The 19,107-nt window shown below is 70.7% G+C and carries 9 protein-coding genes and 4 pseudogenes; 9 read left to right on the top strand and 4 right to left on the bottom strand.

Annotated features, from left to right (window positions below):
* Positions 1 to 363 precede the first annotated feature (363 nt).
* Both NFX44_RS33395 and NFX44_RS28770 read left to right on the top strand, forming a co-directional pair.
* Positions 364 to 429: pseudogene (locus NFX44_RS33395) on the top strand (hypothetical protein); the annotation flags it as partial.
* Positions 430 to 478: 49 nt separating this feature from the next.
* Positions 479 to 670, top strand: a pseudogene (locus tag NFX44_RS28770) (LexA family protein); the annotation flags it as partial.
* A gap of 59 nt (positions 671 to 729) precedes the next feature.
* On the opposite strand, the gene NFX44_RS28775 reads toward NFX44_RS28770, so the two are convergent.
* Positions 730 to 978, bottom strand: a complete 249-nt coding sequence (locus tag NFX44_RS28775; RefSeq protein ID WP_262286744.1) for a helix-turn-helix domain-containing protein — start codon at positions 976 to 978, stop codon at positions 730 to 732.
* A 7-nt stretch (positions 979 to 985) separates the two neighbouring features.
* Between NFX44_RS28775 and NFX44_RS28780 the strand changes: the two are divergent.
* Positions 986 to 1,315 (top strand): annotated as a pseudogene (locus tag NFX44_RS28780) (trehalose synthase); the annotation flags it as partial.
* 101 nt (positions 1,316 to 1,416) lie between these two features.
* On the opposite strand, the gene NFX44_RS28785 reads toward NFX44_RS28780, so the two are convergent.
* Complete coding sequence (locus tag NFX44_RS28785; protein ID WP_262286745.1) at positions 1,417 to 5,079, bottom strand: S8 family serine peptidase; 3,663 nt, start codon at positions 5,077 to 5,079, stop codon at positions 1,417 to 1,419.
* 606 nt (positions 5,080 to 5,685) lie between these two features.
* Positions 5,686 to 6,356: pseudogene (locus NFX44_RS28790) on the bottom strand (IS6 family transposase).
* A 737-nt stretch (positions 6,357 to 7,093) separates the two neighbouring features.
* Here NFX44_RS28790 and NFX44_RS28795 point away from each other — a divergent pair.
* Together NFX44_RS28795 and NFX44_RS28800 are read left to right on the top strand one after the other, a co-directional pair.
* Entirely contained in the window at positions 7,094 to 10,195 is a 3,102-nt protein-coding gene (locus tag NFX44_RS28795) for a S8 family serine peptidase (protein ID WP_262286746.1), read from the top strand.
* A 127-nt stretch (positions 10,196 to 10,322) separates the two neighbouring features.
* On the top strand, positions 10,323 to 13,694 hold the full coding sequence (locus tag NFX44_RS28800; protein WP_262286747.1) for a S8 family serine peptidase: 3,372 nt from the start codon (positions 10,323 to 10,325) through the stop codon (positions 13,692 to 13,694).
* A 684-nt stretch (positions 13,695 to 14,378) separates the two neighbouring features.
* Here NFX44_RS28800 and NFX44_RS28805 read toward each other — a convergent pair.
* Positions 14,379 to 14,831, bottom strand: coding sequence for a beta-galactosidase (locus NFX44_RS28805; RefSeq protein WP_262286748.1), 453 nt, complete (start codon positions 14,829 to 14,831; stop codon positions 14,379 to 14,381).
* 118 nt (positions 14,832 to 14,949) lie between these two features.
* On the opposite strand from NFX44_RS28805, the gene NFX44_RS28810 reads away from it, so the two are divergent.
* The 4 genes from NFX44_RS28810 to NFX44_RS28825 are packed head-to-tail and all read left to right on the top strand — an operon-like array spanning position 14,950 to position 19,106.
* On the top strand, positions 14,950 to 15,981 hold the full coding sequence (locus NFX44_RS28810) for a LacI family DNA-binding transcriptional regulator (protein ID WP_262286749.1): 1,032 nt from the start codon (positions 14,950 to 14,952) through the stop codon (positions 15,979 to 15,981).
* Positions 15,982 to 16,022: 41 nt separating this feature from the next.
* On the top strand, positions 16,023 to 17,291 hold the full coding sequence (locus NFX44_RS28815; protein WP_262286750.1) for a sugar ABC transporter substrate-binding protein: 1,269 nt from the start codon (positions 16,023 to 16,025) through the stop codon (positions 17,289 to 17,291).
* 1 nt (position 17,292) lies between these two features.
* Entirely contained in the window at positions 17,293 to 18,255 is a 963-nt protein-coding gene (locus NFX44_RS28820; RefSeq protein WP_262286751.1) for a carbohydrate ABC transporter permease, read from the top strand.
* Positions 18,256 to 18,257: 2 nt separating this feature from the next.
* Positions 18,258 to 19,106, top strand: a complete 849-nt coding sequence (locus NFX44_RS28825) for a carbohydrate ABC transporter permease (protein ID WP_262286752.1) — start codon at positions 18,258 to 18,260, stop codon at positions 19,104 to 19,106.
* Position 19,107: the final 1 nt, after the last annotated feature.

The following is a 19,107-nucleotide window of genomic DNA, read 5'->3' on the forward strand; positions in this document are numbered from 1 at the left end:
GCGGCCGCCGAAGCAAGTCACAGGGTGCTGTGGGCATTGCAGCGCGGCGAAACGCAGCAACGCCGGCGCCCGGCAGTGGGCTCACAGGGGGACAAGACACCGCGAGGCGTCGTCGACAAGCGCCGAACGGAGGCAGCCCGAGACACGGTGTGAGCTGGCGTCGAGCACCGCTCGCGCTGGTGGCGCGACAGCGCTCTAAGTTCCGTTTCAACATTTGACGGTCGTCTTGGCTACCGTCGTAACCAACGGCCGATCACGGCCACTGTCAAGCATCAGGTGACGCGGATGGGCGGGTTCAACCGGTCAGCGCAACGAACTTGGCGGGTCGATGAGAATAGGTCGATTCGATCGAGGGAGTTGTGGATGGCGACTCACCTGACGGTGGAGCAACGGCAGTTGGCGCGGCGGCTCAGCGCCCGGGGCCTGTCGTTGTGGGAGATCGGGCGGCAGGTCGGCTGTTCCCATGAGGTCGTGCGACGTGCGCCAGCAGGCGGTCGCCGAGAACGGCGACATCGTCGCAGCGACGATCGAGGGCGAGGCGACGGTCAAGGTCTACCGGTCCCGCCATGGTCGGATCGAGCTCGTCCCGCGAAATCCGCTCTACGAGGTGATCTCCGCCGAACACGCGGTCATCTTGGGCAAGGTTGTCTGCGTGCTTCGGCGCGTCTAGCGTCCGGCCAGCGTCTCATTGCGGGCGTCAGCGTCGTCCTCGGTCTGAGGCGGTTCCAACTAGTCGGCGCGGCTGTCTGTGCAGGCCGTTTGGGCTAGGTCGCCCAATGGCACGCCGACGGCATGCGCGATGCCATGCAGGACGCCCATGGTGCAGTTGATGCGGCCTCCCTCAACCTCAACCAGCATCCGCCGCGAGACGCCGCTGCGCTCGGCGAGGCCCTCGAGGGTGAGATTGGCCGCCTGTCTGGCTTTCGCGACCGCATGGCCGAGCGCCGCAAGATCCACGGGCGGCGGCGGCTCGATCACAAGAATTCAGGCGCTGCTGGGCTGGTTCGAGCGGATGATCCGTACCCTGCGGGAGGCGCCGGAGATCGGCTCCGGCTCGACGACCCACATCGACGTGCCGATGCCGCCCGGGGTGCTCGCCCACCGGGCCGACGGACCCACCGGCACGATGGTCTTCCTGCACAACCTCGGCAGCGAGGACGTCGAGGTGGACCTCAGCACGCTGGAGCCGGAGGCCGATCTGCCGATCGACGTGCTCACCGACCGGGGCTACGACGAGGTGGGCAAACTGGACCGGCTCGCGCTGGCCGGCCACGGCTACCGGTGGATCCGCCTCTGCCGGACGCCGGCCGGCTGACCACCGCCGGTTCGCGTGCCGATCTAGGGCAGATCGTTGCTGGATGATCTCTGATCACCACGATCTGCCCTAGATCGACTCGGCGGAGGGGAGCGGAGCGGTTAGCGCACGCTGAAGGCGCGGATCACGGTCTGGTCGACCGAGTTGCCCGAGCGGTCTGTGGCGCTGGCGCGCAGCGACGCGTAGGCCGCGCCCTTCGGTGCCTGCAGGTGCGCGGTCCAGGCGCCACCCGGTGCACCGTCGAGCGTCTGCTTCTGCCAGTGCCGGCCGTCGTCGTACGACACCTCCAGCGTGATCGGCCCGATCCCGCCGCCGACGGCGCCGGGCAGGTGCCCGGCGGTGACGGTCAGGTCGCTCCGGCCCTTCGCGGTGCCGGCGGCGTCGGTGTCGACGGCGTAGTCGAGCTGGAGCAGCGGCAGCACGCTCGACTCCACTCCCGCGGCCGGCGCCGCCGACCGGAACCGCCACTGCGTCTGGGTGCTGGTGGAGTACCGACCGGCGGCCGGCTCCTGCGAGGTCTTGACGACCAGCCGGTACGGCAGGTCACCCGCGCCCGGCGCGGTGCCGCTGATCCACGTGCTGCTGCCCTGGCCGAGCAGCGTGTCCCCCTGGTAGAGCTCGTTGGTCTGCGTGGCCCCGTTCAGCGCCATGCCGACGTGGTCGTCGCCGCCCCAACCGGGCACGTCCAGGTTCAGGCTGTCACCCGACCGGGTAGGCAGCTTGAAGTTGTTGTTCAGGTGGGGCCGCTCGATCGGCTCGAAGAACTGCTCCGCGCCGCTGCTGCCGGCCCGGTAGTTGGTCCGCGTGTCGATCTGGTACGTGCCGGATTCCAGGTACGCCTCCTGACCCCACTGGTACAGGCCGCCGGTGGACACCCAGTCGGTGCGGACCGGCGCGAGCGGCCGGTTGCTGGTCCGGCCGATGCCCCAGTCCGAGTACGACGGCCAGTCGAAGCGGAACTCGCCACCCCGGGTCTGCGGGGTCGGGGCGCCAAAGCCCACGTCGATCCGGGCCAGCGTTTTCCTGCTCTCGGTCCGGGTCAGCTCACGCGGGATCCGGTTGTGGTAGCCCTGGGCCAGGTCGTACACGTAGTCGGCGACCGGCTGCGACGCCACCTCGAGCGTCGTCGACCCGCGCTGGATCCGCTGGATAAGCGCCTCGCCCTCGTCCATGCTGAGCAGCGCCACCTCGATCGGGGTGGGGGTGAAGAAGTCGACCCCGTAGTTGCGTACCTGGCGCCATGGACGGTCGTTCACCACCAGCATCAGCTTCGCTCCGGCGGCGGTCGCCGCGGCGGCCTGCTCGGAGTCGCCGACCTCCCCATTGTGCCGGACCACGACCACCTTGCCGCGGGCGTCGAGCGTGGCGTAGTCGCCCGCCGCACCGTTGCCGGCGTACACGGCCGGCAGCGTCCACCGGCCCTTCGGCAGCTGGGTGGTGCCCTCCTGGCGGACCACGTCGTCGAAGTCGACGGTCGTGGTGCCGACGCTGAGCACCGGCTGTTCCCGCCGCCAGCGGGCACCGACGTAGAAGTCGCCGTGCGTGACGTCGTGGCTGGTCGGCTGCGCCCAGAGGCTGTCGTAGAAGACGGCGCCCTCGATGAACGAGCGCCACCGGCCGTCACCCTCGGACCGGTAGTAGTCCAGCCGGGCGAACGTGTCGGAGGTCGGCTGCGGCACCAGCGACTGGACCTGCCGGGCCGCCGTGCCGTCCAGCCGCACGGTGGTGTCGGCGCGCAGGTCGATGTCCGGGTCGCCCAGCAGGGCCAGGCCCAGCGAGTTCGGCCCGTGGCTGCCGGTGACGTTGAGGAAGCTCATCGCCGAGTAGACGCCTTCGGGCAGGTTCAGCTGCAGCGTGCCGTCGGGGTCGGTGTTGACGAAGGCCGGCTCGTAGCTGCCCGGCTGACCCAGCTCGATCGTGCCAGCGGCCGGCCGACCGGCGCGGTCGGTCAGTTCCATCCGGAGCTGGTGGTACGGGGTGAACGTGCCCACGCCGATCGCGGTGCGGGTCAGCACGACCCGGTCCGGGCCGGTCGCGACGACCTGCCCGGTGTACCGGCTGCCGGCGCTGGCCCGGGAGGTGTCCGTGGTCAGGGTGACGGCGGCGGTGCCGTGCGCGGGTACGGTCAGCCGCGCCGCGGACAGACCGAACAGCCCGGCCGGCGCGGACGCGGCGTCCACCGCCACGTCCAACGTGATCGGCTGCCCGGTCGTGTTGGTGTACGTCACCGGGTGCGTGGTGGCGGCCGCCTCCGCGGGCTCGTGGCGCACGGCAGTGTAAACGGTGCCGGTGGCGACGATCGGGGCGCGTACCGCCGCGGCGACGTCGACCCGGCCGGTGCCGGCCTGGTACGCGTCGTACTGCGGGGTGGCCCTGGTCGTGCTGACCAGGGCGTCCTTGAGCTGCTGGCCGGTCCAGTCCGGGTGCTTCGCAGCGAGCAGAGCGGCGGCGCCGGCCACGTGCGGCGCGGCCATCGAGGTGCCGTCATGCTTCTCGTATGCGCCCTCACCGGGCGCGTACTGCGAGCGGGCCGCCAGCACGCCGACGCCCGGAGCGGTCAGCTCCGGCTTGATCGCCTCGTCGCTGATCCGTGGCCCCTGGCTGGAGAAGTAGGCGAGCTGGTCGCCGGAGTCGACCGCACCGACGGTCAGCGCGGCGTCCGCGGCGCCCGGGGCGGTCACGGTGCCCGGCGCGCCGAGGTTGCCGGCGGAGACGACGAACAGGGCGCCGGTCTCCGCGCTGAGCGTGTTGACCGCCTGGCTGATCGGGTCGGTTCCGTCGGTCGGCTGGCTCGAGCCCAGGCTCATGTTGATGACCGTGGCGTCGGCGTCCCGGGCCGCCCACTCCATGCCGGCGAGGATCCAGGAGTCCAGCCCGTACCCGTCGTCGCTGAGCACCTTGCCGATGGCGAGCCGGGCGTCCGGGGCGACGCCCTTCTCCCGCCCATCGGAGGCGGCGCCGGTGCCGGCGATGGTGGACGCGACGTGGGTTCCGTGGCCGATCCGGTCGGCGAGGTCCGCACCGGGTACGAACACGGCCGACTCGGCGATCCGGTCGGCCAGGTCGGGGTGACCGGAGTCGATGCCCGTGTCCAGCACGCCGACGCGTACGCCCGCGCCGGTGTCGCCGCCGGCCCACACCTCGGGGGCGCCGATCTGCGCGGTGGTGTCGGCGAGGTCGGCGTGTACCCGCCCGTCGAGCCAGATCTTAGCGATCCCGCCGCCGAAGCGTCCGGTGCCGCCGGAGGCCCCCACGGTCGACTTCGCCGTGGCGGTGACAGCGGCCCAAAACTTGTCGGCCTGGACGCGGTCTTCGTTCAGCGCGGCGCCCTTGATGCTGCTCAAGGTGCGGGTGCGGGTCGCCCCGGTCGGTACGGCGGCGCTCCGCAGCCCCGCCGCCGCGTCGGCATACGAGACGATCAGCGGCAGGTGGTCCACGTGTGCGTCGTCGTACCCGTCGGCGATCAGTCCGGTGACATTGAACAGTCGCTTGTCCAGCGTGCCGGCGGCCAGGTAGGGGAGCACGGACTGCGGGTAGACGTACAGGTCGTTGCCGGCCTCCACCACCCGTACCTGGGTCGGAGCGCCGTCCGGGCGGCGGGCGTCGACGGTGCCGCCGTTCGCGTCGCGCCGGGTGGTGATCACGTCGCCGGTGATCAGCGTGACCGACCGGGTTCCGGGTGGGGTGGGCAGGTCGCTCGTCGGTGCGGCGGGGGCCGCGGCTGTCCGGCCGGGCTGAGCCGCCGGGTCGGAAGCGGCGGCCATGGCTGGTGAGCCTCCGGTCGCCGCCAGAACCGCGGAGACCACGGCGGCGAGCCGGGCTCCACGGGGACGGGGGAACTTCACTTGTGTCGTCCTTGCCTCGTCTACTGCTCCAGTCGCCGCCTGAGGGGACGGCGCCGCCTCCGGATGCCACTGGCCGAAGTGGTTGTCACCGGGCAAGGGCATCGATCGGAGGACCGGACGAGACCGTACGCCGACAAGATCCTTTCGTATAGGAGAACTTCCTGAGCGCGGGTTAAGCTCCTTCGATCGAGCCCGAGCTGGCCCTGCGTGAGTCCCACCCGGTGCTCCTCCCGCCTGGGCTACAGACGAAAAGAGGGCCGGGCCGACCAGGTGTCCAACGTCAACCGAGGCCGCCGTGTCAACCATCAACCGGCGCAGGACAGGCCTTGGGTTGGCCTGTCGGGTCTCAGGACCTGCGTGACTGATCAGTCTCGGGACGTGGGTGACACGTCCGGCTAGACGATCTTCGGGTCAGGGTAACCGCTTTGGAGGTCGGACGGCTGGTTCGTAGCGCCCTAGGATCGGCGCGTGCGGTGCCGTTGCATTATCTGATCGAGAGACGCGTCACGCCCGGGTCGGTCCCGGTCAGATGGCCCGGGCGAGTTCGCTGAACGCCGAAGCGACTCGGAACTTGGGCTGACTGTCGAGCCCGAGTTCGTAGTGTCCGCGGCGGAGGTTCTGGATGAATGCGTGTCCGGCGATGATCACTTGTGCGGTCTGGTCGGTCCGGAGCCCGCGCATCGGTCGTAACCGGTGCTTGAGCTGACTGTGGTCGGCCTCGATCGGATTGTTGGCGTGCTGCTCGACGTGGTGCCACGCCGAGGGGAATAGGTCGTCGAGCACGGCGGGGTAGACCGGGGCGGCGTCGGTAACGACCTCGGTAGGCGTCACCTTCAGCATCCGCAGCGCCCGCTGGAAGAACCGCCGGGCCGCGGCGGCATCACGGCGGGCCGAGACGAGCACGTCGATGACCTGCCCGTATTGGTCGATCGCCCGGTAGACGTACCGCCACACCCCGTTGACCTTCACATACGTCTCGTCGACGAACCACCGATCACCCGGCGAGCGGCGAGCGAACCGGGCGGCGTCGGCCAGCAGCGGGGTGAACCGTTGCACCCATCGGAAGACGGTGACGTGGTCAACCTCGACACCGCGCCCAACCAGGAGTTCCTCCACGCCCGGTAGGAGAGGTTGTAGCGCAGGTACCAGCGGACCGCGACGACAATCACCTCTGCGGGGAACCGGAACCCGGTGATCGCCGACTTCGGCGGCGACCAGGGACGACGAGGACTCGACCGCTTTACACGTCAAGCCTGCCTCGATCGCTCGACACGGGCAACGCAACAGACCCTCGCCACGTTGTAGCCGTGTGGCGCCAGCAACGACACGGTGCCTGACCGGGCGGGCGGCCCGGCGCCTCGGTCGATCAGCTCAAGTGCCTCAAGTGCGTAACCTTGCGGGCTCCGGGCGGTCACCTCGTGTGCGTCATCCCGTGTCACAGCGATCCGGCGACCTTCGAGCGTCTTTCCCAGGCGTGGGAGTAGATGCCCGGATCACGGGTTGATCACGGTGCCGTCGACGACGACGACGGCAGGCCGGTGAGCCACGACCGCGGCCGGAGTGGACGGTGGTGACGCACTTTTGCCATGTCTCATGTGTGCCACGGAGTGATCTGGCCCCAGGTGGTGCCGACTGTGACACTCGGCCAAGCTCGCTTCCACGATCATCCGGGAGACCGCGGTCGGGAGGAGGGCCCTGTAGTGGGGTCGCCGCAGGCTCAAGGGCGGCCGAGTGAAGAAGTGAGCCCATGTCTGTGCGACTTTCCCGGCCACAACGGCGTGCTGCCCTGGCGGTGGTGTCCGGCGTCCTCGCGGTGGGGCTCGCGGCCCTGCCCCTGCCGCCGGCGCTAGCCTCGCCGCAACCAGCCACCGCGCCCGGCCCGACGCACCAAAGCCCCGAACATCACACGATCACACTCGTCACGGGCGACACGGTGTCCGTCACTCGCGGACCAAAGGGCATCACCTCGTACAGCATCACCCCTGGCCCCGGCCGCGAGGACGTGACGTTCCTGACCCGATCGTCCGGCGACGGGAGCGTCTCCGTCATCCCCTCCGACGCGCTGAAGCTGCTCTCCGCTGACCGGCTGGACCCCCAGCTGTTCGACCTGGGCGCGCTGATCGACAGCGCGCCCGACGGCGGTGGCGAGCTGCCGCTGATCGCCCAGTACGCGAAGGCGACCACGTCCGGGCCCGCCGACCGGGTGCGGGGCGTGCTCGCCGACAACGCCCGGACCACTCTCGCCCTGCCCCGGCTCGGGCTGAACGCGATGCGCGTCCCCACGGACGACACCGGACGCATGTGGCGTGCGGTCACCGGTGGGGAGAGGGCCGCTCAGAGTCTGCATGCTGGCCTTGGCAAGCTCTGGCTAGACCGCAGGATGAAGGTCTCACTGGAGCGCAGCGTGCCCCAGATCGGCGCGCCGACCGCCTGGCAGGCCGGGCTCACCGGGACCGGTGTCACCGTCGCCGTTCTGGACACCGGCTACGACCTCGACCACCCGGATCTGAAGGACGTGGTCGTCGCGTCCGCCGACTTCGTCGGCGAGGGCACGGTGGACGACCACGTCGGGCACGGCACCCATGTGTCCTCGACCATCGCGGGCAGCGGAGCGGCCTCGGACGGGCTGCGCAAGGGTGTGGCGCCCGGCGCGAAGCTGGCCGAGGGCAAGGTGTGCACCGAGGACGGCTGCCCCTGGTCGGCGATCCTCGCCGGGATGCAGTGGGCGGCCAACGAGGTGCACGCGAAGGTCATCAACATGAGCCTCGGCGGGCTCGACACCCCCGGCATCGACCCGCTCGAGGCTGCCGTGAACGACCTGTCGGCCCAGACCGGAGCGCTCTTCGTCATCGCGGCCGGCAACAACGGCTGCCGGTACGGCGCGCGCCCGGTCGGCTCGCCCAGCACCGCCGACGCGGCGCTGAGCGTGGCAGCCGTCAGCAGCGCCGACTTCATCGCCGACTTCTCCAGCTGCGGTCCGCGCGTGATCGACAACGCGCTGAAGCCGGAGATCAGCGCGCCCGGGGTGGGCATCGTCGCGGCCGTCCCCGGCGGAGGCTACGGGACCTCCAGCGGCACGTCGATGGCCGCCCCGCACGTCACCGGCGCGGCGGCGATCCTGGCCCAGCAGCATCCGGACTGGACCGGGGAGCAGCTGAAGTCCGGCCTCATGAGCAGCGCCTCCCAGCCCCAATGGGAGAGCATGCCATCACCCCGGTACGGGGCCGGCCGCGTCGACGTGGCGCGGGCGATCGCCGCTCAGGTCACGCCGAGCGCCGGTGCTCTCAACATCAACCAGCCCTGGCCACGCCCCACGCAGGGCGTCACCCGCACGGTCAGCTACCGCAACGCCGGGACCGAGCCGGTCGTCCTCGACCTGGCCGTCTCGTCGATCCCGGCCGCGCTTGTCACGCTGAGCACCCAGCGGTTGACGGTGCCCGCCGGCGACAGCGCCTCGGTGACACTCACTGTCGGCAACGAGGGCGAGGCGGAGGCGTACCACCTCGGCGCCCTCACCGCCACCGTCGACGGCACCCCGATGGCCCGGACCGCGCTGAGCTACCACCAGGACGCGCGGTACGACGTGTCGGTGGAGCTGGTCAACCGGCTCGGCGCACCCGCCGAGGGCAGTGTGGCCGCGGTGAACGGCGACACCGGCGCGGTGACGTACTTGACGGTCAACGGAGGCACGGCCCGGGGAATGCTGCCCACCGGCCGGCACTACCTGCTGACCACGGTGTATCCGGGTGGACCGGAGGACATCGCCTTCACCTACGGCATCGTGCCGGTCACGGTCACCGACAACACGGCCGTCCTGCCGGTACGGGTCGACGCCCGCCGCGGCAAGCAGGTTCGGCTCGAGGTCTCCGACCGCTCGGCCGAGCATGTCGTCACGTCCGTGGACCTGACCCTCGACGTCGCGGGTACCCGGATGGCGCACGGCGGCTCCTTCGGTGTGCAGGGCGCGAGCTACGTGCTCCCGGTCGAGGATCCGGCCGTCACCTACGGCGCCCGGGCGGTCTTCGACAAGAAGGGATCGAGCGAGCAGTCGCCGAGCCCCTACCACTACCGCATCGCCGACACCCGCGCCGGCATCCCCACCGATCCGGTACGCACCGTGGCCAGGGAGGACCTCGCCCGGGTCGTCATGGACTACAAGGCCCCCGGCGTCGCCTCCAGCGGCTCCGCCGCCGTCGGCATGAGCACCGACAGCAGCCTTCCCACGCTCACCGTCGAAGGGCCGGTCACCTTCCCGTCGACGGTCATCGACTACCGGGCGCCGGGGCGGTACGAAAGCGAGATCCGCATCGGCGACAACTGGATCACGGCACCGGCCCGGACCGTCAGCCTGGCAGACGCCGGCCGGGAGACCTGGAACAACGCGATCCTCGGGCCGACGCTGGACAGCACCACCGGGTTGAACGGCGACGGCTTCATGTCGATCCCCGACATCCCGTGGTTCGTCGACGCCGAGACGCACGACTTCGCGTACACCCCCGCGTCCGGCACCCTGACGCTGAAGCGGGAGGGGGAGCAGGTCGCGCAGTGGCAGGCCGGCCAGTGGGGTTACGCCTACGGGCTGCCCGTGGAGAAGGCCACGTACACCCTGCAGGCCAGCGTCACCCGGTCGGTGCCGTTCGCCACCCTGTCCAGCCGGATCGACGCCGAGTGGCGGTTCACCGCGGCAGGCACCACCGAGTGGGTGGCCAACCCGCTCATGGTGCCCCGCCTGGCCGCCGTCGGCCTCGACGACTACAACCGGGCCGCCGGCAACGCGCCCACCAAGGTGCTGATCGGCGTCAGCGGCCAGCCCGCCGGCGGCGTCCATGCCACCCGGGTGGAGGCGTCCTTCGACGAGGGCGGCACCTGGCAGTCGCTGACGGTCACCGGCGGGCCGGACGGGACGCTGGGCAAGGTGATGGTCCCCAGCCCGGCCGCGGCGGGCCACGTCGCGCTGCGGGTCACGCTGACCGACCAGGACGGCAACCAGGTCACGCAGACCGTCCACCGCGCCTACGAGGTGCGGCCCCGGTAACCGAGCGAGGCCGGGCCCGAGCGGCTACAAGCCGCTCGGGCCCGGTTTTTTTCGATCCTTTCCAGAATGGACGGCCGAGCTGATCCTGCCCGCGGCAGGTGCGGCCGCCCCCCAACACGGGAGCGAGATGCCCAGACGAATCCGGTGGCTGTTGGCGACCACCACAGTGGTCGCGACGCTGCAAGCGGTGCCGGGAACCCCGGCGCTGGCGAACCCGACCCCAGACCTCACCACCCCGAACCCTGCCGCCGCGGCCCCGGCCGGCAGCGGTGAGACGCACACCGTCACGCTGCTCACCGGCGACGTGGTGACCGTCGAGACCACCGGATCCGGCTGCCCCCGAGTCCGCGTGCAGCCCGTCGACCCGGCCGGGGTGATCCGGCGCAGCTGCGGTGCCGACGGGCATATGAAGGTCATCCCGGCGAAGGTGGCGGCTCAGGTCGGTACCGTGCTCGACCCGGACCTCTTCGACGTGACCACGCTGATCGCCGACGGCTACGACGACGAGAGCACCGCCGAGCTGCCGGTGATCGTGCAGCCCGCCGAGAACCAGCGGACGACCGCGCTCGCCGGCGTCCGACCGCTGTCGAGCATCGGCGCGGTCGCCGGGGCCGTGCCGAAGAAGTCCGCGGCCAACGCCAGGACGGCGACCACCTCCCTGCTCACCAGTGCGCGCAAGGTCTGGCTCGACCGGAAGGTGCACGCGACCGGGATCACCGCCGGCAACCACGGCGGCGGGCAGCCCGCTCAACTCGACCACAACATCAGCCAGATCTCCGCGCCGCAGGCCTGGCAGGCCGGCTACACCGGCACGGGCACCCGGGTGGCCGTGCTCGACACCGGCGCCGACTTCAGCCACCCCGACCTGGCCGGTCAGGTCGTCGACCGCGCCGACTTCGTCATCCCGGGCGGCGACGCGGTCGACCACAACGGGCACGGCACCCACGTCGCAACCACCATCGCCGGCACCGGGGCCGCCTCGCACGGCCAGCGTCGCGGCATCGCGCCCGACGCGCGCCTGGTCATCGGCAAGGTCCTCGACGACTTCGGCTCCGGGTCCGACTCCGGCATCATCGCCGGCATGGAGTGGGCCGCGGCCCGCGCCGACGTGATCAACATGAGCCTGGGCGGCTCCATGCCGGACGACGGCACCGACCCGATGGCGGTCGCCGTCGACAACCTCACCGAGCAGACCGGGGCCCTGTTCGTCATCGCCGCCGGCAACAGCGGCGGCGCGATCGCGTCCCCCGGCTCGGCCGGGCGCGCGCTGACCGTCGGCGCGGTCGACGCGGACGACGAGCGGGCCGACTTCTCCAGCCGGGGACCGCTGATCAACACCTGGGCGGCGAAGCCGGAGCTGGTCGCCCCGGGTGTCGACATCGTCGCCGGCCGGGCCGCCGGCACGTCGCTCGGCACGCCGTTCGACGAGTACCACACCACCCTCTCCGGCACCTCCATGGCCACCCCGCATGCCGCAGGGGCCGCCGCGCTGCTCGCCCAGCGGCACCCCGACTGGACCGCGGACCGGCTCAAGGCCGGGCTCGTCGGTGCCGCCGACCCGCTGCCGGATGCCGAGCCGTACACCGTCGGCGCCGGCCGGCTCAACGCGGCGCGGGCCCTCACCGGTCCGGTGAGCGACCAGCCGGTGGTCAACGTCGGCACCTTCAGCTACCCGCAGTCCGGCACCCACGAGGTGCGGCTGAGCTGGACCGGCGACCGGACCCCGGCGGCCGTCCCGCTCGATCTCGCCGTCACGGTCGCCAACCACGACGGGACCGCCGTACCCCGCCGCGCCGCGAAGCTGTCGACCACCCGGGTGACGCTCAAGCGCGGCGTGCCCGCCACGGCGACGCTGCGGCTCGACCGCGCGGCGCTGGCTGGCTCGCCCGGGTACTACCTGGCCACGGTCACCGCCCGCAGGCCTAATCACCCGCTGGTGGCGACCACGCCGGTCGCCTTCTACGTGGAGCCGCGCAGCTACGACCTGACGATCCAGACCCGTCCCGTGCCGGGCGCCCCGGCGAGCGGGTACAGCGCCGTCGGGGTGGAGGTGACCAACCTCGCCGACCCGCTGCTCTACGGCGGCGGCGTGTTCTTCACCCCCGGCAAGTCGGCCACGCTGCGGGTCCCGGCCGGCCGCTACCAGGTCACCGCCGGGTTCAGCACCTACGACGACCAGACCGGCGCGCAGACGGGTGCGTTCGTCGGGGACAGCGACCTCGCCGTCGACGGCCCCCGGACGGTCGTCCTCGACCCGACGCAGGCCAAGCCGATGACCGCGACCGTGCCCGGGAAGCCCACCCAGACCCTCGCGAGCGATTTCCTGTACGTGCAGACGGCCGGGAACGGTCTGTCCTGGTGGCAGGGCATCGCGGCGTGGGGTGACTCGGCCACGGTCGCGACCGGCCCGGTGGCTATGCCCGGCGTCGGGTCGGCGCGGATGTACGGCGGCTGGGGGCTGGACTCGCCAGCGGGGACGGCCGCGCCGTACCACTACGACCTGGCTCACGAGTACACCGAGGGCGTGCCGGCCGACCCCACCTACCGGGTCACCGCCGCCGAGCAGGCCCGGCTCGCCCGGATCGACCAGCGGTTCAACCAGCTGGACCTGGACGGGATGGTGACCTCGATGCGCCGCTTCGGCTTCACCCTGGACGGGTACTACCTGACCCAGAACCCCACCTACGACCTGCCGGCGACGCGTACCGACTACGTCTCGCCCGGGTTCCTCTGGCAGGACACCGGGACCTACGGCGGTCTCCCGGCGCAGGAGGCGCCTCGGGACTACGCCCCGGGTAGCCGGCAGACCAAGATCTGGGCGCGGCAGCCGCTGCGCTCCGACTGGTTCGACGACCCGGCCGACTGGGGGTTGAGCTGCGCCGGCGCGCCGTGGCGGACCAGCGGCAACCTGCACGTCGACCTGGTCATGCTCGTCGACGAGCACCAGCGGGCCGACTGCCTGCAGGCCGGCGCGATCGGCATCACGCGGAAGCTGGCGCTCTACCGGGACGGCCAGCTCGTCGACGAGCGCAACGCCGCCCGGACCGACTTCAGCGTGCCGGCGGAGGCGGCGGACTACCGGCTCACCTTCGACGTCGACACCAGCCGGATTCTGCCGTTCTCGACCCACGTCAACACCGCGTGGACCTTCCGGTCGGCCGGACCGGCCGGCACGGCGCGCAGCGCCCTGCCGCTCCTGTCGGTCGACTACGCCCTGCCGCTGGACGCGGCGAACCATCCCACCAGTGGTCCGGCCACGTTCGCGGTACGGCAGGCCCAGGGGGCGCCGGCCCAGCGGGTCACCTCGTTCCAGGTCTGGACCTCGACCGACGACGGCGCCACCTGGCAGCCGGCCACGGTCGACCGGGACCAGGACGGCTACCACGCCGCGCTGCCGGCCGTGACGGGCGGGCAGGCGGTCTCGCTGCGGGTGAAGGCGACCGCCGACGGCGGTAGCGGCATCGAGCAGGCGATCATCCGGGCGTACCGCGCCGGCTGACCGTCCCGATCCGCCGCCCCTCCACCGAGGCGCGGCCCGGTGTGGACCGGGCCGCGCCTCGGCGCGTTCCAGCCTCCCGGTAGGACGCGTGAGGGCTGTCGAACATGGAAATCGCTGCGGCGCATCGCCCCGAGTACCACCAACTGCACCCGCCAGACCGGTTGCACCTGATTCGGACGTTGCCCATGGCGCCTCAAGGGCGGCATGCACGGTGGTGCCGATGTGAGTGTGCCGAGCGTTCGCCGCCTACCGTCCGGCTTCGAGGACCTGCTTCATCTCCAGGATGCTCCGTTCCGCTACGGGTTCCTGTCGCCGCCGGCGTGCTCATCGGCTGGTCGACGCACATCCTGGAAGCAGCCCGGTCACGAACACCGCTGGCTGGAGCTCCTCGGCCGCGTCATAGAGCGCACCTGTTTACCGATCCCACCGAGCCGCCCAGGTCCACATCGCCCGTGCCGCGCGGGTCCCTGGGAGCGGCCGGCGGCTGCCGGTGTCGACGCCGGAGTTGCGGTTCAGGTTCAGCTCGCAGGGCTTTATCCTCACCGAGTCGCTCTCGTCCGGATCCACCTCGGCGCAGGGTGCCCACTTTGAACTCGATGCTGAGCCCTGCCTCTTAGCCGCAAACGCTGACGATGGCGATCGGTCAGGTGCCGCCTGCGGGCCTGGTGACACCGGCGTGCCTCGTCACCGATGCAGAGGCGTGCCCGAGTGACGCAGCAGGGCATCAGGTGATTCGTTGCGGGTGCTGATCGGCGCGCCGTCCCAGGTGGTGGACAGCAGGTGCGGGTGCTCGTCGTACACCCGGTAGGGGATGCCCTCGTTCTTCAGCTCGGCCATGACGAACGGGCCGGGGCGGACCACGGCCCGCAGCCCGCGCTGGTGCGCAAGGTCGAGGAAGCCGGCCAGGTCGCGCTGCTCGCAGGTACGCCCGGTCAGGTCGACCGAGCCATCCGGCAGTTCGTGCCACAGCCATGGCACGTAGGTGGCGACAGTGTCGCCGCCGCAGTCGAGTAGGCGGTCGAGCCGGTGCGCCCAGTCGGCCCGGCCGAGGCGGAAGTAGTGCACCTCACCGGCGAGCAGCAGCTCGGGCCGGCCGTCCACGAGGATCCGGCGATCGCAGAGTCGCACTTCTGGCATATGAGGCAGAGCTCCTTACGCCGGAGATTATGGACCGGAGGCTTGTGAAGTTCGTCCCGGCTGCCTATGGTTCGGCTGAAACCGGTTTCTGTGAGGCACGTTACGGATCGAGGGAGCGATGAGCAACAGCCGTATGAGTGTTCGCGAGATCGCCAAGCTCGCCGGCGTCTCCGTCGCCACCGTCTCCCGGGTCTCCAACGGCACCGGCCAGGTCTCCGACGAGATGCGTCGCCGGGTGCTGGAAGCGATCGAGAAGCACGGATACCGTCCCCACCACCTCGGCCGCGCCCTGGCCGCCGGCCGGCACGGCGCCCTCGGCCTGGTCTTCCCCGGCCTGTCCGGCCCCTACTTCACCGAGCTGATCCAGGGCTTCGAGTCCGAGGCGGTGCCGTCTCGGGCCAGCGTGCATATCCTCTGCACGCACCTGCGCTCCGACGCCGACGACCAGGTGTTGGAGATGGGCCACCGGGTGGACGGCGTCGCCGTGATCGGCGGCACCATCTCCGACGAGGCGCTGCTGCGGCTCGCCACGATGGTCCCCGTGGTGGTGGTCGCCGGCGAGGGACCCGGGGACATCCCGTCGGTACGCGCCGACAACGCCGGCAACATGCTGGCGCTCACCCGACACCTGCTCGTCGACCACGATCTGCGCGATCTGGTCTTCGTCGGCAACCCGGCGGGCTCGCCCGATGTCAGCGAACGCTGGGCCGCCTTCCGGGGCGCGCACCACGACCTCGGCATCGATCCGCCGGCCGAGCCGGTCGCGGTCAGCATGCAGCAGGCCGACGGGGTGCTCGCCGCCGACCAGTTGCTGTGCGGCGATACACCCAGGCCCGCCGGAGTGGTCTGCGCCAACGACGAGATCGCCCTCGGCGTGCTGGTCGGCGCGCTTGGCCGGGGCCTGCGGGTGCCGCAGGACCTGGTCATCACCGGCTTCGACGACATGCCGGCCGCCGCCCTCGTCACTCCCGCCCTAACCACCGTCCGCCAACCGGTACGCGAACTCAGCGCCGAGGCGGCCCGGCTGATCCTGCGTGCTGCCGACCGGCCCGGCAACGCTGCCGCGGGCAGTCTCGTGCTGCCCACCGAACTCGTCCTGCGCCGCAGTTGCGGCTGTCCGGCGCCCCCGACCAGAGGTACCGGCAGGTAAGTAGCTCACCCATCGAAACCACCAACCTCCGGAGGCAAGAGATGAGAAGTAGGCGGTTAACCGCCGCGGCCGCGGTCGTCCTGGCCGCGTCGGTCGCGCTGGCGGGTTGTGGCCGTGACTCGGGCGGCGGCCAGGACGAGGCGAAGTCCGTCGGCGCGGGAAAGGCGAGCGGGGACATCACCGTCTGGGCGATGGGCACCGAAGGCGAGAAGCTTGCCGAGTTCGCGAAGGAGTTCTCCACCGAGAACCCCGACGCCAAGGTCTCCGTCACAGCGGTGCCCTGGGACGCGGCGCACCAGAAGATCGCGAGCGCCATCGCCGCGAAGCAGACGCCGGACGTGTCGATGATCGGTACCACCTGGCAGGGCGAGTTCGCCAAGACCGGTGCCCTCGACCCGACCCCGCCGGACCTCATCAAGAAAGACGACTTCTTCCCCGGCGCCTGGGACACCACGATCGTCGACGACACCTCGTACGGCGTCCCGTGGTACGTCGAGACCCGGCTGATCTACTACCGCAAGGACCTGGCCACCAAGGCCGGGTTCCCGGACGCCCCGAAGTCGTGGGACGACCTCAAGGCCATGGCCAAGGGCATGAAGGAGAAGGCCGGCGCCAAGTGGGGCCTCAACCTCCAGCCCGGCAAGACCGGCAGCTGGCAGTCGGTCCTGCCGTTCGCCTGGTCCAACGGTGCCGACGTGGCCAGCGCAACCAAGTTGAGCTTCGACACTCCGGAGATGACCGAGGCGCTCGCCTACTACCAGTCCTTCTTCAAGGAGGGCCTGTCCCCGACCGCGCTGCCGGAGGGCTCGCTCGAGCCCGGCTTCGTCAAGGGTGAGATCGGCGCCTTCATCTCCGGCCCATGGCACATGGGCATCGTCGAGGAGCAGGGCGGTGCCGGCTTCAAGGACAAGTACGCGGTCGCACAGCTGCCGACGAAGAAGTCGTCGACCTCGTTCATCGGCGGCAGCAATCTCGCGGTCTTCAAGGACGCCAAGAACCGTGACGGCGGCTGGAAGTTTGTGCAGTGGCTGAGCAGGCCCGAGGTGCAGGTCAAGTGGTACCAGGCGGTCAAGGACCTGCCCGCGGTGCAGTCGGCCTGGAACGACCCGACGCTGTCCGGCGACACGTTCCTGACCGCGTTCGGCCAGCAGCTCAAGAGCGCCAAGGCACCGCCGGCGATCACGACCTGGGAGCAGATCGCGGCCGCCTTCGACCTCGAGGCCGAGAAGCTGTGCAAGCAGAACGCGGACCCGGCCGCGACCGCCAAGGCGATCCAGGAGAAGGCGAGCGCCATCGGGACCGGGAGCTGACATGGCCGGCGCCCCCGCGGCGACGGCACCGGCGCGACCGGCCGGGGCGACGAGCCCCGACCGGCCCGCCGGGTCGGTCCGGCGGCGGCAGCGCCTGCGGCGTGCGCTGACCGGCTGGGCCTTCTCCGCGCCCTTCACCGTGTTGTTCCTCGTGTTCATGGCGCTGCCGGTGGTGGTCTCGCTGCTCATGAGCTTCACCGACCTGCGCTCCACCGACCTGCGCAACCCGCTGGCCGTCAACGTCGTCGGCCTCGACAACTACACCCGCCTGTTCTCCGATCAACTGTTCCTGCGCTCGTCGGTCAACACCCTGGTCTTCGTCGTCATCGGCGTCCCGCTCACGATGGTGCTGGCCCTGGCCGCCGCGACCGCGCTCAACTCCGGGCTCGTACGCTTCCGCGCGCTGTTCCGGGTCGGCTTCTACTTGCCGGTCGTGGCCAGCATCGTGGCGCTCTCGGTGGTCTGGCGTTTCCTGCTCGACCCAGAGGTCGGACTGGTCAACAACCTGTTGCGCCTGGTCGGGATCGACGGGCCGAACTGGCTGTACGACACCAGGCTCGCGCTGCCGTCGCTGATCGTCATGGCGGCGTGGCGCAACTTCGGCTTCCTGATGGTGATCTTCCTGGCCGGACTCCAGGCGGTGCCGGCCGACCTCTACGAGGCGGCGACGCTCGACGGCGCGACGCGGTGGCAGCAGTTCCGCAACGTCACCGTGCCGATGCTCCGGCCGACGCTGCTCTTCGGCGGGGTGATCACCGGCATCGGCTATCTCCAGTTCTTCGAGGAGCCGCTCGTCATGACGCAGGGCGGCCCGCTCTCTTCGACGCTGTCGGTGTCGTTCCACATCTACAACCAGTTCGGCTTCGGCAACTACGGCTACGCGGCCGCCGCCAGCTACGTGCTCTTCCTGGTGATCGTGGCGCTGTCGGCCGTCCAGTTCCGCCTGTTGGGGGAGAGGAACTGACGATGGCCACGAAGGACATCACCCTGCGTACCCGCGATCGGGTTGCGAAGGCCATGCTCTACGCCGTCCTGCTCATCGGGCTACTCGCCGTGGCCGGACCGTTCCTCTGGATGGCATTGTCATCGCTCAAGCCGGAGCGGGAGATCCGCGACGTGCCGCCGACCTGGTGGCCCGAGACGGTCACGCTCGACAACTTCCGTGGGCTGTTCTCCCGGCTCGACTTTCCGCTCTACTTCTTCAACTCCGCACTGGTCGCGACGCTGGTCATGGTCGGCAACCTGCTGTTCTGCTCGCTCGTCGGGTACGCGTTGGCAAAGCTGCGCTACCCCGGCAAGCGGGCGCTCTTCCTGGCCGTGCTCGGCATGCTCATGGTGCCCGGCATGGTGACCTTCGTCCCGCAGTTCGTGCTGGTCAGCAACATGGGCCTGACCAATACCTACGCCGGCCTGATCCTGCCGTTCCTCGTCGGACCGTTCGGCGTGTTCCTCATGCGGCAGTTCCTCCAGTCGATCCCCGACGAGCTCATCGAGGCCGCCCGGGTCGACGGCGCCGGCGAATTCCGGATCTTCTGGCGGGTGGTGCTTCCGCTGTGCCGGCCGGCACTGGCCACCCTCGGGATCCTCACCTTCCTCGCGTCCTGGAACAACTTCCTGTGGCCCCTCGTGGTCGCCACCACCGAGGACAAGTACACGTTGCCGGTCGCCCTCGCGCTCTACAGCGTCGGCGAGAACGAACGCAACTACGGGCTGCTCCTCGCCGGCGCAGTCGTCGTCGTGCTCCCGGTGCTCATCGTGTTCCTGTTCCTCCAGCGGCACTTCCTGCGCGGCATCGCGACCACCGGAATCAAGTGAC

The sequence above is a fragment of the Micromonospora sp. MA102 genome (assembly GCF_025460765.1).
In the GTDB taxonomy this organism is placed as follows: domain Bacteria; phylum Actinomycetota; class Actinomycetes; order Mycobacteriales; family Micromonosporaceae; genus Micromonospora; species Micromonospora halotolerans.

Bases quoted from the DNA above. Each gene is read 5' to 3' on its own strand.
- NFX44_RS28805 (WP_262286748.1), bottom strand. From the start codon at position 14,831: ATGCCAGAAGTGCGACTCTGCGATCGCCGGATCCTCGTGGACGGCCGG.
- NFX44_RS28785 (WP_262286745.1), bottom strand. From the start codon at position 5,079: ATGGCCGCCGCTTCCGACCCGGCGGCTCAGCCCGGCCGGACAGCCGCG.
- NFX44_RS28815 (WP_262286750.1), top strand. From the start codon at position 16,023: ATGAGAAGTAGGCGGTTAACCGCCGCGGCCGCGGTCGTCCTGGCCGCG.
- NFX44_RS28820 (WP_262286751.1), top strand. From the start codon at position 17,293: ATGGCCGGCGCCCCCGCGGCGACGGCACCGGCGCGACCGGCCGGGGCG.
- NFX44_RS28800 (WP_262286747.1), top strand. From the start codon at position 10,323: ATGCCCAGACGAATCCGGTGGCTGTTGGCGACCACCACAGTGGTCGCG.
- NFX44_RS28825 (WP_262286752.1), top strand. From the start codon at position 18,258: ATGGCCACGAAGGACATCACCCTGCGTACCCGCGATCGGGTTGCGAAG.
- NFX44_RS28810 (WP_262286749.1), top strand. From the start codon at position 14,950: ATGAGCAACAGCCGTATGAGTGTTCGCGAGATCGCCAAGCTCGCCGGC.